General features: G+C 29.3%; 12 protein-coding genes. 10 read left to right on the top strand and 2 right to left on the bottom strand.

Going from position 1 to position 13283, the window contains the following annotated elements:
• Nucleotide 1 precedes the first annotated feature (1 nt).
• The 8 genes from OCU47_RS16110 (at nucleotide 2) to OCU47_RS16075 (ending at nucleotide 9064) form a co-directional block, all read left to right on the top strand.
• On the top strand, nucleotides 2-433 hold the full coding sequence (locus tag OCU47_RS16110; RefSeq protein WP_261829632.1) for a hypothetical protein: 432 nt from the start codon (nucleotides 2-4) through the stop codon (nucleotides 431-433).
• Nucleotides 434-648: 215 nt separating this feature from the next.
• The gene (locus OCU47_RS16105) at nucleotides 649-1782 is read left to right on the top strand and encodes a tocopherol cyclase family protein (protein WP_261829631.1); all 1134 of its coding nucleotides are present in this window, start codon (nucleotides 649-651) and stop codon (nucleotides 1780-1782) included.
• Nucleotides 1783-1875: 93 nt separating this feature from the next.
• Nucleotides 1876-2592: a LytR/AlgR family response regulator transcription factor gene (locus OCU47_RS16100; protein ID WP_261829630.1), complete on the top strand. Its 717-nt coding sequence runs from the start codon at nucleotides 1876-1878 to the stop codon at nucleotides 2590-2592.
• Nucleotides 2589-3608 carry a sensor histidine kinase gene (locus OCU47_RS16095; protein WP_261829629.1) on the top strand — a complete coding sequence of 340 codons (1020 nt, stop codon included), beginning with the start codon at nucleotides 2589-2591 and terminating at the stop codon, nucleotides 3606-3608. Before OCU47_RS16100 ends, OCU47_RS16095 begins: the two co-directional genes overlap by 4 nt.
• Nucleotides 3609-3804: 196 nt before the next feature.
• Entirely contained in the window at nucleotides 3805-5631 is a 1827-nt protein-coding gene (locus tag OCU47_RS16090) for an ABC transporter ATP-binding protein (protein WP_261829628.1), read from the top strand.
• Nucleotides 5612-7462 carry an ABC transporter ATP-binding protein gene (locus OCU47_RS16085; RefSeq protein ID WP_261829627.1) on the top strand — a complete coding sequence of 617 codons (1851 nt, stop codon included), beginning with the start codon at nucleotides 5612-5614 and terminating at the stop codon, nucleotides 7460-7462. Before OCU47_RS16090 ends, OCU47_RS16085 begins: the two co-directional genes overlap by 20 nt.
• Nucleotides 7463-7677: 215 nt before the next feature.
• Entirely contained in the window at nucleotides 7678-8112 is a 435-nt protein-coding gene (locus tag OCU47_RS16080; protein ID WP_261829626.1) for a YhfM domain-containing protein, read from the top strand.
• Between the two features lie 25 nt (nucleotides 8113-8137).
• Nucleotides 8138-9064: a tetratricopeptide repeat protein gene (locus OCU47_RS16075; RefSeq protein ID WP_261829625.1), complete on the top strand. Its 927-nt coding sequence runs from the start codon at nucleotides 8138-8140 to the stop codon at nucleotides 9062-9064.
• 94 nt (nucleotides 9065-9158) lie between these two features.
• Here the strand turns inward: OCU47_RS16075 and OCU47_RS16070 are convergent, their stop codons facing one another.
• Both OCU47_RS16070 and OCU47_RS16065 read right to left on the bottom strand, forming a co-directional pair.
• Nucleotides 9159-10544 carry a hypothetical protein gene (locus OCU47_RS16070; protein ID WP_261829624.1) on the bottom strand — a complete coding sequence of 462 codons (1386 nt, stop codon included), beginning with the start codon at nucleotides 10542-10544 and terminating at the stop codon, nucleotides 9159-9161.
• Nucleotides 10531-11100 (bottom strand): RNA polymerase sigma factor, encoded by a 570-nt coding sequence (locus tag OCU47_RS16065; protein WP_261829623.1) that lies wholly within the window; start codon nucleotides 11098-11100, stop codon nucleotides 10531-10533. The genes OCU47_RS16070 and OCU47_RS16065 overlap by 14 nt, the downstream gene beginning before the upstream one ends.
• Before the next feature lie 452 nt (nucleotides 11101-11552).
• Between OCU47_RS16065 and OCU47_RS16060 the strand changes: the two genes are divergently transcribed.
• Together OCU47_RS16060 and OCU47_RS16055 are read left to right on the top strand one after the other, a co-directional pair.
• The gene (locus tag OCU47_RS16060) at nucleotides 11553-12176 is read left to right on the top strand and encodes a hypothetical protein (protein WP_261829622.1); all 624 of its coding nucleotides are present in this window, start codon (nucleotides 11553-11555) and stop codon (nucleotides 12174-12176) included.
• A gap of 283 nt (nucleotides 12177-12459) precedes the next feature.
• Nucleotides 12460-13254 carry an alpha/beta fold hydrolase gene (locus OCU47_RS16055; protein ID WP_261829621.1) on the top strand — a complete coding sequence of 265 codons (795 nt, stop codon included), beginning with the start codon at nucleotides 12460-12462 and terminating at the stop codon, nucleotides 13252-13254.
• Nucleotides 13255-13283: the final 29 nt, after the last annotated feature.

Below are 13283 nucleotides of genomic sequence, written 5' to 3'. Positions count from 1 at the left end.
TTTGCTGAAGACATTTTTAAAAATAAATTTATCAGGATTACTATTGGGACTTTTATTCTATTTGGTTACTAGTTTTGCAGCTGATCAATACTTTATACAAAAAGCACTTAATATGAGTGATGAAGCATTCTCTACTATGTGTGGATTTTTTTATCTAGTAATATTTTTGTTTATAACTGCCATCGTGCCTATAATCTCATATAAATGGTTAAATGGTAGTTGGTGGTCTATGATTTTAGCTATACTGTGGTTTCCTTATTCTGTTTTAACAATTTTTATTAGGTCACTTCTTCCACCATTGTTTGAATACAGTGGAACTGACTTTGGTTTAGGATTATTGGTAATGTTTCTTATTTTTGCATATCCAATTTACATTCTTATACTTAGTTTGGTAGGAACTTCTTTGAAAAAAGCAGCAATTAGTAAGGTATAAAATAAACTCCTAAGTACGATGTGAGTTACTTAGGAGTTTATTTGTGTTAAATAGTAAGTTACAGCGGTTAAACCTTGCATTCATGAGTTTCTTGATATCAAGATATAATGATATGTTGATATCATATTAGCGTGATATCAGGAAAAGTTCTTATAAATAAGTCATTGAATTTATTGGTAATTAGCAATAGAATAATTCTTAAGAGGTGTTAACTTATGAACAAAAGTGATCTTAGTCGTGATTTATTTATGTTAAAAGGAGCTTTAGCTAAGAAAGGATATGATTGGTGGTGGCATAACTTCACAGCATACAATCATGAAACTGGAGAAGCAAAAGCATTTTTTATAGAGTATTTTGTATGTAATCCTGTTTTAGGAGGAGACAAGCCTATACTTGGACAATCATTAGAAAACCAAGTAAAGCACAAAAAACCATCTTATGCCTTGGTGAAGGTAGGAGCTTGGGGGGATAATCCTAAACAGATTCATAACTTTTACCCAATCACTGAATTTTTTTCAGAACCGGATACTCTTAATTTAAAAATGGGTGAGTGTACTTTATCTGAAAGCCATATGAAGGGAACTTGTGCTGTTACAGAGCAGGAATCTTTAAAGCATCCAGAATTTATGTGTGATGCTGGTGATATGAGCTGGGATATTAAAATAAATAAAAAGATTGCTTATAATGTTGGATATGGTGCATCAAAGTTTTTTCGTGCAATAAATGCCTTTGAGATGTTTTGGCATGCTGAAGGAATTAAAACAGAGTATGAAGGGGAAGTTGTACTAGATGGAGTAACCTATGATGTTATACCTGAAAAGTCTTATGGTTATGCGGATAAGAATTGGGGCTGTGATTTTACTTCTCCTTGGCTATGGATCAGTAGTTGTAATATGAAAAGCCTGATTACTGATAAGGTTTTAACTAATTCTGTAGTTGAAGCTGGTGGCGGAAGGCCTAAAATATATGGAATACCACTAGATCGTAAGCTACTAATTGGTATGTACTATGAAGGAAAGATGTATGAATATAATTTCTCTAAATTCTGGACAAGAAGTGATGTAAACTTTGAATTTATAGAGGGTGAAAAATATCATAAGTGGTCAGTCAATGCAAGCAATAGAGATTCAATTATGGAACTTACATTACAATGTGATAGAAATGAAATGTTATTAATAAATTACGAATCACCTAGTGGTGAAAAGAAACACAACAGACTTTGGAATGGCGGGACTGGCTTTGGAGAGATTAAGCTCTATAAAAAGCAGGGCAAGGATAAGATTTTAATCGACCATCTTGAGATAAATAATGCAGGTTGTGAGTACGGAGAATATTCTCAAAATGAGTAGAATTTAAAGTGATAAGTGTTTCACCCCCCCATTTTTCCAATAAATATAAATATGTTTTTATATTTATATATAAACTAAAGTTAGGAGTGCAAAATGATAATAGGATTATGTGATGATGATAAAACACAATTAGAATACTTAAGTGTACTGATTAAAACTTGGGCAAATGTTAGGAATATTTTCTGTGAGATTAAAACTTATAACAGTGCAGAAGAATTGATTTTTGAAAATATGGAGTCATATGCTTTTGATATATTAATTCTTGATATACAGATGGGAGATATGAATGGAATAGAGCTTGCAAAGAAAATACGAACCCAAGATGAAGAACTTATGATAATTTTTTTAACAGGAATAAAGGATTATGTATTAGATGGTTATGAAGTAAATGCCTTTAGATATATTTTAAAACCAGTAAGGCTAGATAACTTATATATATTGCTAGATGAAGTGAATAATAAGCTTAAAAAAAGCAACAAGAAATATTATATCTTCAACTATTCTGGGGAAACAATAAAACTTGAGCAAGGTCAGATTCTTTATATTGAGTCAATAAAACATTATGTAAATATAGTAACCTTGGATAAGAGCTATGAAATAAAATCAACCATAAATCAGGTTTTTGAGAATCTTGAGCACGAAGATTTTATAAGTGTTCATCGTTCATATATAGTGAATTTAAAGCATGTGGACAGGATAAATAAATCAAGCTGCATGTTATCAAATGGAGTTGAAGTTCCAATCAGTAGAAGTAATTATAAGAATTTTAATGAAGCTTTTATAAAATATTATAGAGGGCAACAATTATGATAGATGTTTTATTCTATGCATTTATATGTGTATATTTCATTTGGAGTTTACCAGAGAAATCATTTAAAAAGAGAATGCTACAATCTGTATGTCTTTTTGTAGTTTCTTTAGGAACAGCAGTTATTATAAGCAGATTTATACCATTTAATATGACATTAGCTTGTAATTACAACCTGCTTTTGATGCTGATGTTTTTCTTATTGCATCTTAAGAAAAACAGAGTTTCTATATTTTCATACATATTGTTTGGCTTTTATTTATTTTTTAGTTTATATGTAACCATAAATTATTATGAAAAAGCTGTATGGATTGACTATATATTATCCACTGTAGTTCTTTTGTTATCTCATAATAATCAACTGTTTATGAAGAAAAGCTATGAAGACAGTGTGGCTGAGTATCAATTTAAAACTGTGCAAAAGCATGTTGAAGAGGTTCAAAGCATCTATATGACCATGAGGGGGTGGAGGCACGACTATCATAATCATATGCAGACCTTAAAGGCACATCTTGCCATGAAGCATTATGACTTAGCTGATGAATATTTAAATGAGCTTGAAAATGATTTGGATGGTATTGATTTTATCGTTAAATCAGGAAATGTTAATTTGGATGCTATTTTAAATAGCAAATTGTCTCTTGCTCAAGAAAAGCAGATTCATATTAACTGTAAGGTTAGTGTACCAGAAAAGCTCAAAATTACAGATATTGATTTATGCGTTCTTCTTGGAAACCTTTGTGATAATGCAGTAGAATCCTGTGAGACCATGGCTGAATCAGAAGAAAAGTTTATAAGACTTTATATTGGAATTTTTAAAAAGCAGCTATATATTTCAGTGACTAATTCCACAAAGGAGCTTGTAAGAAAGTTTGATCATGAGTATATAACCAATAAGAGAGGAAATCATGGGCATGGTTTAAAAAGGATTGATAATATAGTAAACAAATATGAGGGTTTCATAAACCGTAAAAATGAACCTGGAGTATTCGTGACTGAAATAATGCTGCCACTTTAAGATATTCTCACAAGTAAAAATTAAGATATTACTTTGAGCACATTAACCACTGGTGCACGATTTTAAACAACTCGTGTACTTTTTTTATTATAGGGGACATTTTTTTATACAATACAGATAATGAAGCAATAAGGCATTGTGAAAAAATAAATGAATGTATGTGAGTTTATTTTCAGATGCCTAAGGGGAGGTTTATATGAAGTATTCATTATTTAAAAATATGGTCTATGTTTATAGAAGAGTCTTTAATTTTAATAAGAAACTTAGGTTTCAGATTCCGCTTGAAATGTTAAGTGAAATATTGATTCCAATTATGGCTACAGTTATACCAGCTATAGCTGTTGGGCTTATTACTGATAAGGCTAGTATTCAGGAATTTTTGCTTGTTATGGGGGGGGTTACAGTACTAAATGCTATTTTATTATACTTAAAACAATATTTATTTACTGTTATTGATATGGAAAACACTTTAGCTAGAATACAAGAATTCTTTTTTGAAAATTCAAAGAAGCTAATGAAAACGGATTATCCTAACGTTGAGCCACAGGATAAGCAAATATTAATTCAAAAAGCAATAAATTCTTTTAGCACAAACTGGGTTGGGATTGAATTTATGATGAAGAGTACACCTAAGTTTTTTGTTAATATAGTAGGATTAATTACCTATGGAGCTATGATATCTTCACTTAATTATATAATCATAATAATACTGATATTGATGGCTGTGTTAAATTTTATACTTGCTTCCTATGCTAGAAATTATGATGAGAAACACAAAGAGGATTATGTAAAATATGATAGGAAGATTGATTATTTATATAAAAATTCTACATCTTTAATAAATGGAAAAGATGCGAGAATATATAAGATGGAAACTTGGTTTTATAATGTATTTCAACAGCTTATTAAGAAAAGAGTAACATGGAATAAAAGGGTAGAATATCGCTATTTTTTACCTAGTCTATCAGATAATATTCTTCTATTTATTAGAGATATTGTAGCTTATTCTATGTTGATTTCCATGGTGTTAGATAAAGAGATAAGTGTATTTACCTTTACATTGTTTGTTGGTGTAATTGCAGGTTTTTCTTCTTGGCTTAATGAGTCAGTAACAGCTTATTCCAACTTAAAAAGAGCCAATATGGGGGTAAATGATTATCGTGCTTATGAAGAAATTAGTGAAGTATTTAATCATGCAAATGGTTGTGAGGTTCCAAAACCTTCAGATTTTCCATTAACAATTGAATTTAAAGATGTTTCTTTTAGATATCCAGGGGCAGAGAGAGATACTATTTCTAATTTAAATCTTAAAATAAATGGAGGAAGTAAAATAGCTCTTGTTGGTAATAACGGTGCAGGTAAAACTACTCTAGTTAAATTACTTTCTGGGCTTTACTACCCAACTGAAGGAAAGATTTTAGTTAATGGTAAATCCATAAAAGACTATGATATAGAAGAATATTATAAATTAATAGGTGTTGTATTCCAAGATGTTGAGGTTTTAGCTTTTACTATAGCAAAAAATGTAGCAGCTTGCGAAGAAAGCATGATTGACTATAGCAGGATAAATAAATGTTTAGAGTTAGCTGGGTTAAAAGATAAAGTAGATTCGTTAAAGGATAAAGAAAAAACGTATATAACTCAAAGTCTTAATAAAGATGGTATTTTACTATCAGGTGGACAAATGCAAAGGATGATGTTAGCTAGGGCTCTATATAAAAATGCTCCAATCATTATTCTTGATGAGCCAACCTCTGCTTTAGATCCAATAGCTGAAAGTGAACTATATGAGAAATACAATGAATTAACAGAGGATAAAACTTCACTATTTATTTCACATAGATTAGCAAGTACTAAATTCTGTACCCGTATTCTATTCTTTGAAAATGGAAAAGTGGCAGAGGATGGAACTCACGAAGAGCTTATGAACATGAATGGTAAATATGCTCAAATGTTTGAAATACAGAGCCATTATTATAAAGAAGAGGTGGGGGGAGAAGAAAATGAAGAATTCGCACTTTAAAGCCTTTGCTAAGGATTGTAAATCTATATTGAGCATGGTTTCAGGTATCTCAAAATCTTTTATTGTTTTAATATTTGTACAAAATATAATAAAAGCCACAATACCTTATATAAATATTATATTTAGTTCTTTAATCCTAGATAACATATTATCAAACAGAAACAAAGAAATTATTTTAAATTATGTTTACTGGATGGTAGGAATAAATCTTGTTTTTGGAATATTGAATGCGTTATTAGAAAGAAGTGTAAAAGTAAAAAAGTTATATATAGAGTTATATATAAAATCTAAATTAGCAGAAAAGGCATTAATGTTAGATTATGAAGTGCTAGAAAAAAAGGAAACTTTAGATTTGCTGCATAAGGCTGAAGAAGGTGTGAATAGCAATGGAGGTATATATTCCTTTCTTAATACGTTAGGAGATATTATTAGTGATATTATTTCATTGATTTGCTCTATAGTATTATTAAGTTCCTTGTTTATAGTTGTACCTATGAAAAGTCAAAGTTCAATTATGCATCTTTTTAATTCTCCATTATTAGCTGTTTTGTTATTTGGTGTAATGATAATTTCTATACTTTTAAACTTTGGCATATTAAATAAACAAAATGTTGTACAGTATAAGTTCTTTGAAAAAAATGTGGATTCTAATCGTAAGTTTGGTTACTTTGTTGGCTTGCCTAACAATTATAAGCTAGGGAAAGATATAAGAATATATAATATGTGTAATATGATAATGGAAGAGATGTGGAATGCTAGAGAAGCAGTGATTGAAGATATGAGAGAGATTGAAAGAGTATTTAGTAGATGGAGTGGACTAATGGAGATTAATAATCAGGCTGTTATGTTTTTAACCTATGGATATGTTGGGGTTAAAGGGATACTAGGATTAATCAGTGTTAGTAGTGTACTTAAGTATGTAAGTACTATTACAAAATTTACTGCTTCATTGTCAGGTGTAGTTCAAAGATATGCATATTTAAATTTGCAGAGGCAATATCTAAACAATTACTGCTATTTCTTAGACCTTGAGAATGTAAAATATCAAGGAACCTTGCCAGTGGAAAAACGAGATGATAATGAGTATGAAATAGAATTTAAGAATGTGTCCTTCCACTATCCAAACAGTGAAGATTTGATTTTGGACAATGTTTCTTTAAAGTTAAGTATTGGCAATAAGATGTCTATAGTAGGTAAAAATGGTGCAGGGAAGACCACTTTTATCAAGCTGCTTTGTAGAATTTATGATCCTACAGAAGGAGAGATTCTTCTTAATGGTATCAATATTAAAAAATATGATTATGCTGAATATTTAAGAGTGTTTTCTGTGGTGTTCCAAGATTTCAACCTGTTTTCTTTCCCAATAGCTGAAAATGTGGCAGCTTCAGTAGAGGTAGACAAAGAAAGAGCTTGGGAAACCTTAGAGCAGGCAGGAGTGGCAGAACGTATAAGAAAAATGAAGGATGGACTTGGTACAAATCTTTATCAAAATGAAAAAGAAGGAGTAGAAATCTCAGGTGGTGAAGCACAAAAAATAGCTATAGCCAGAGCATTATACAAGGATGCACCATTAGTAATTCTTGATGAACCAACAAGTGCCTTGGACCCAATCTCTGAATATGAAATATACTCAAAGTTCAATGAACTTGTATTAGATAAAACCTCAATCTTTATCTCACATAGAATGTCTAGTTGCCGTTTCTGTGATAATATAGTTGTATTTGATGCAGGAAAGATTGTACAAGTTGGTAATCATGATACCTTAATCAAGGACGAGGCAGGATTATATTATAAACTATGGACATCGCAGGCGCAGTATTATGTTTCTTAGAATTTAGGGTAAAAACTTTAATTATCTGAAAATATATAACAGGCTAAATAGACTAGTATATAAACCTATGTACCTTCATATGTTTTAATAAGTAGAAGTTAAGAAAATATTCTTGGTAAGTATATTACAAGGATATTTTCTTTTTTTTGTGGATTTTGCTCGGTTTACAACGTATATATTTATAAGAAAATATTATGTAAATAAGGGGGATTTCAATGAAAAAGAAATTATTGTATAGCGTAATTCTATTAGTAATGATTATATTTGCAGTTTGTAGCCTTCTATTTGCAGGCTTTGGGGATGCAATAAAAAGAAGTACACAAATTAACACAATAGAAATAACTAGACGTTCAGATTCAAAGGTATTGATTCTTTCTGATAAGGGGACTATAAAAAAATTTGTAGATGCAATTAACAATTGCGAAAAGACTGATGGTAAGATTGATATTAGAGCTAATGATTATTTTGTAAAGATTGATTATAAAGATAAAACAAGTAGTGAGTACATGCTATGGGTAGGCAATGATAATACAAAGGGTGTATTAATGAAGAATGACAAAACTTGGTTTATTAGCGAAAAGTCTAATACTATATTTAAAGAAATTCTAAAAGAAAACACTTATTTTACTTATATTTCAAGGGAAATATAATATAAACAAAGAGGAGGGGGTAAAGATGTTAACTTTAATTTTATTGGAACCAATAATATTAATTTGTATGTTTATATGCATTGTTGTCATATTGGTTTATCTTATAAGATCAAATTCTAATAGTAAAAAAAATAGATATAATTGGTTCATCCAAGAAGGTAATAATTATATCAAAGAGGGAAATTATAAATCAGCTTTACACGTTTTTTCAAAATCAGTGGAACTTAAACCTGATGATGCTACAGGATATTTACTAAAAGGTTATGTTCTTTATAAATTAAATAGATATAAGGATGGCATTAATGAACTTTCTAAAGCTATAGAGTTAGATGCAGATAATGTCGAGGCATATAAGGTCAGGGCACATATATATATAGATATGGATGAATTCGATAAAGCTCTTTCGGATACTTCTACAATTTTAGAATTGAATCCTATAAACCCATCTGCTTATAGTACTAGAGCAATGGTTTATTTAAAAAAGAAGGAATTAGATAGGGCACTAAGTGAGCTACTTAAAGCAATTGATTTACACTTAGATGATTGTGTGACATATGACCTTTTATCATCAATATATATTAAATTAGGTGATTATGAAAAATCATTGGAGAGTTCCAACAAGGCTATTAATTTAGACAACGAAAGATTTTCTGCTTATAAGAATCATGCTTATGCATTAATAAAATTAAATAAACTTGATGAAGCTAAAGAATATATACAAAAGTCTATAAATATAAGTACTAATTATGGTGATGCTTATATTATCTTATCTATGATAAATCTCATTGAAAAAGATTTGATTAGTTTTTATGAGAATTTAACTATTGCTTCACTTAAGAAAGTTTACTACATTGATTATTTTGACGAGCCTATCTTTGATGAAGTAAGAAATACAAATAATTTCATTGAAGTCTATACTAAGTTGAAGATAAGTTACAAAGGAATCTCTTAAATTTTAAAATAGCATTTTCAGTTATTATCAAATTAGAGGTAACATAAAATGATTTAAAGCATTTTATGTTACCTCTTTAATAATAGTTAAAAAGTTATTTAGAATTATCGCGGTAATATTCTGTTAAGATATAATCATGATTATTAGCATCTCTTTGAGTAATGATTGTATCTTCTGGGAAGTTATTATCCTTAAGCCATTGATTGTAGTTTTTACCGGTCAAATTTTCTAGGGTATTCCAATTTATAGAGAAATACTTTCCATCCTGCTCAATAAAGCAGTATTTTATTTGCTCAGCATAGCAAACAGCATATAAGTTATATTTGCCATGTCGCTTATCGGTCAAAGTTATCCAATGCAAGGACATGTTGTTTCCAACTAGATTTTCATTTAATCGATCAATACCCGAATCTTTTGATAAGACTTCAAAATATTTTAATGCACTAGTTTTAGCAGTATCATTAAATACTACAACATTATTTTTTAAGCTATCAGTAATCATTGTAGCACCACTAGAAGATGCAACTTTTCTTATTACGTTAGCAAAGCATTCCTCACCAGAATGTAAATAATATGATGCACCACTATGGTCCAAATATGAATAATTATAATAATCAAATAACTTCTTAAAGGTTTCTTTATCCTTTATTGTTAAACTAGCTATGCTATCAACATTTTTAGAATCGTTTGAATTTATATCTCCTCTAATAGAAAAGAAAATCAGTGGTTGGGTATTGGAATAAATGTTAAGTGGAATTTTTATAGTGTCATATTTAATATTTATTTCTTTAGAATTAACCTTGAAGGTAGTTGTTGTTACATTTTTTAAATATAATACAACCATTAATCCACTTTGAGTATTATAAGTATCGTAGAAACGTCTATTTGTAAAATTTCTATTATATAAACTTATATTTTTCTCTTGAAGCATATCATTTACCATATCTATAATTTTAGAATCATTAGAGGTTTCTGTTAATAGTGCTTGTCTATTAAAAAAAACTAAATCAGTAAAGGATTGGCATTTAACTAATGCATCAGAGTTAATTATCTTTACATTTGTGTCTTTAGTTTTAATGTTGTCAGCATTTTTATTGCTACTAGCAGCAGGAGTAGGGGTGATTCTATTATAGTAGTCTTTTAGCATAGGTGGCAAAAATATAGCTATTAACATTACTAACATGCAAGGGACTATAGTTTTTACAAGAAACATACATGCTTTTCTTAAGTCCATTCTATGTGGAACTAAATATTTATTTGTATCAATTTTACTTAAGATTTCATTTGTAGAATCATAGAACTGAAACCCTTCTAGCTCTAAACTTTCTCTTAAATCTTCTTTTGCCTGCTTTTGATAGAGATATTCGTTATGACAATTTGTACATTGTTCTATATGTTGAAAAAAATCTTTAGTTTCATTTGAATTTGTGTCGTTTTCTAATATAGCAGGAATTAAATCTATACATTTATTGCATTTCAAATCTTTCACCTCTTATTTTATTAGATTTGTTTAGAAAATTTATATATCTTTTATATAAGGAATAATATCTACTTTTCGTAGCTGCTTCGCTAATTTTTAAAATACGCCCTATGTCATTAAAATTCATATCACTATGATAGTATTTTAAGTATAATAACTGCTTATTTTTTTCATCTAATGTCTTTATAAAAGCTGAAATAGAAGATTTTGTTTCATTAAACTCAGCAATAGTTGAAGGACAAGCTTCCTTAGATTCCACCAAGTCAACAGAAGAGTCTGAATCTATTGAAACTTTTTTGCTTTTCCTAATATAATCGATGCATTTGTTTCTAGCAATGGTATAAAGCCATGTTTTAAATTTATACTTTTGATCAAAGGTGTAAAGTTTATTGTAAACACAAATGAAAATATCCTGTACTATATCTTTTGTAGTTTCATTGTCTCTTATATTAGAATAGACATATTTACTTATCTCTAGTTGATATTTCTTTAGCAACAGTTCAAAGGCACTGTCATCTCCCTTCAAAATATTTTGAACTAAATTTAGATCATCCATAGTAACCCCCTAATTTTGTCTTTCAATAGTTAATACGGCACTTTTTTAGAAAAGTAAGTATGGGTTTTGTGATTTTTAATATTTTTTACAAGTTATAAACATAATCTATCATTAATTTTAGTTGTATATATAGGAAATTGTCGAGAAAAATGTATTCATTGTTTTATACAAAATTCATAATGTTTACGAAACATATTTTTCAAGTAAAAATGAAGAGTTTAGTATACATGTTTTTTAGTAAGGTTAGAATGGCTAGTATAGATGTATTTATTTTTTAATAAAATTGTTATTATATTGAATAATTAGTGTGCTAAGCTTAATTTAAAAGAAATTAGTATTTTAAATACTTGGAGAAATGGCTAGAATGTTTAATATATTTAATATAGTAAGAAGGAAGGTGCAAATCGTTATAAAGATATAAATATCAGCTTCTATATAACGATTAAATTATTATGAAAAAGATAGTGCTAGGCATATTATTGTGTACAATGTTTTTAAGTGGATGTTCATTAAATAATTCTAATAATGACAATAAGTTACCAGATAGCAAGTCAACAGAGGTTGCTGCTCAAAGTAATGATATCCCAGAGCCAAAAGCATCAACACAGGATTCAAGTGATGCTTCTAAGCAAAATTCAACAAATGGGGCTTCAAATGAAAAAATTAAATCCTCAAAGGATAGTATAAAGAATAGAACTTATACAGAGCAGAATATTAGTGAAAAAGTTAAGGAATACATTATTAATGGTCAAGGAGATAAAGCAGAAGCAAGTAAAATAAAATGGAGTAAGAGTTTTTTAAATAAAGCTGATATTGTAAGTTTATATAAGCAGTATGTAGCAAAAGGCGGAAATTCTCAGGACTTAGCAAAGTTTGCAGCTTATATGACTTCAAATGCACCTATCCTTAATGATTGGCAACAGTTATTTGAAAAAGATTTGAATGATATTTATGGAGAAAAAGTAGTTAGATTGGAGCATTTAAATAAAGATTTATATCAAGCATATGTTAAGAAAAATAATAAGGAAGTACCTTATGTTGTAGTTTCAGCAAGAACTGGTTATTTTCATGGGTAACAATTAGTAGAGAATGACAACTATATATTAGGAAAGATTTATTTTTTGAAGATGCCTAAAAGAAACACCGTATCCATGTAATTGCAGAATGGATACGGTGTTTCTTTAGTTTAATGAAATTATTTTTAAAGAGTAGAGGTTTATTTGGTTTATATGTATGTTATTTGAGAAAGCTTAAATATAATGTATATAGTACTGTAAACTTTTGGATGAAAATAATCGTATATATTAATGAGTAGTTATAGATATTGTAATAAGAATACATTAAAAAAGAGGAGAGATTATGTATAAAAGTGGTTTTGCAAAAGTGAATGGAACAAGTTTAAATTATGAAATGGCTGGAGAAGGTGAAGCTATAGTTTTAATACACAGTGGTTTTACAGATTTAAGGTTATGGGATAAGCAGTTTGATTTCTTTTCAAAGAGCTATAAGGTTATACGATATGATGTAAGGGGCTTTGGAAAATCAGAAACACCAAGTAAGTCATTTTCTCATATAGAAGATTTAAAAGGGTTACTAAATTTTCTTGAAGTTCAAAGGGTAAATTTGATTGGAGTATCTATGGGTGGAAGTATTGCTATTGATTTTACACTTGAATATCCTGAGTTGGTTAAATCCTTGATATTAAGTGGACCTTCATTAAATGGATATCAAAAGTTAGCTGGAGAAGTAAGTACAGAGGTGTCTTTGGCAACAGTCTCAATAGCAAGTAGAGATGAAAACTTTGAGAAATCAGTTGAATTTATGATAAATACTCCTATTTGGAGACAGAATGATGCTGAGTCTCAGGCTCGTTTAAAAAACATGTTTTTAGATACTTCTTTAGAGTGGGCATTAAAAGATATAGAGGTAGTAGCAAACCCACCTGCAGCAGAAAGACTTCATGAAATAGACAAGAAAACCTTACTAATAATAGGATCAGAAGATTCAGAACCCATAATGAAGATTGCTAAGTTCTTGGAAGATGGTATAGTTGATTTACAAAGGGTAGATATAAAAGGTACGGGACACGTGCCTAACTTGGATAAACATGAGGTGTTTAATCAGATTGTAATGGAATTTTTAGATAATAACTAGTTTGATATGTGATAGTTATAGAGTCTAAT

Origin of the sequence: Clostridium sp. TW13 (assembly GCF_024345225.1) — a bacterium.
Taxonomy (GTDB): domain Bacteria; phylum Bacillota; class Clostridia; order Clostridiales; family Clostridiaceae; genus Inconstantimicrobium; species Inconstantimicrobium mannanitabidum.
Note: the sequence above shows the minus strand (reverse complement) of the source record. Positions and strands in the feature narration are given on the sequence as shown.

Excerpts from the sequence above, each read along its gene's own strand:
- OCU47_RS16075 (WP_261829625.1), top strand. The coding sequence starts at position 8,138 with ATGTTAACTTTAATTTTATTGGAACCAATAATATTAATTTGTATGTTT.
- OCU47_RS16065 (WP_261829623.1), bottom strand. The coding sequence starts at position 11,100 with ATGGATGATCTAAATTTAGTTCAAAATATTTTGAAGGGAGATGACAGT.
- OCU47_RS16055 (WP_261829621.1), top strand. The coding sequence starts at position 12,460 with ATGTATAAAAGTGGTTTTGCAAAAGTGAATGGAACAAGTTTAAATTAT.
- OCU47_RS16095 (WP_261829629.1), top strand. The coding sequence starts at position 2,589 with ATGATAGATGTTTTATTCTATGCATTTATATGTGTATATTTCATTTGG.
- OCU47_RS16080 (WP_261829626.1), top strand. The coding sequence starts at position 7,678 with ATGAAAAAGAAATTATTGTATAGCGTAATTCTATTAGTAATGATTATA.
- OCU47_RS16085 (WP_261829627.1), top strand. The coding sequence starts at position 5,612 with ATGAAGAATTCGCACTTTAAAGCCTTTGCTAAGGATTGTAAATCTATA.
- OCU47_RS16090 (WP_261829628.1), top strand. The coding sequence starts at position 3,805 with ATGAAGTATTCATTATTTAAAAATATGGTCTATGTTTATAGAAGAGTC.
- OCU47_RS16105 (WP_261829631.1), top strand. The coding sequence starts at position 649 with ATGAACAAAAGTGATCTTAGTCGTGATTTATTTATGTTAAAAGGAGCT.
- OCU47_RS16060 (WP_261829622.1), top strand. The coding sequence starts at position 11,553 with ATGAAAAAGATAGTGCTAGGCATATTATTGTGTACAATGTTTTTAAGT.
- OCU47_RS16100 (WP_261829630.1), top strand. The coding sequence starts at position 1,876 with ATGATAATAGGATTATGTGATGATGATAAAACACAATTAGAATACTTA.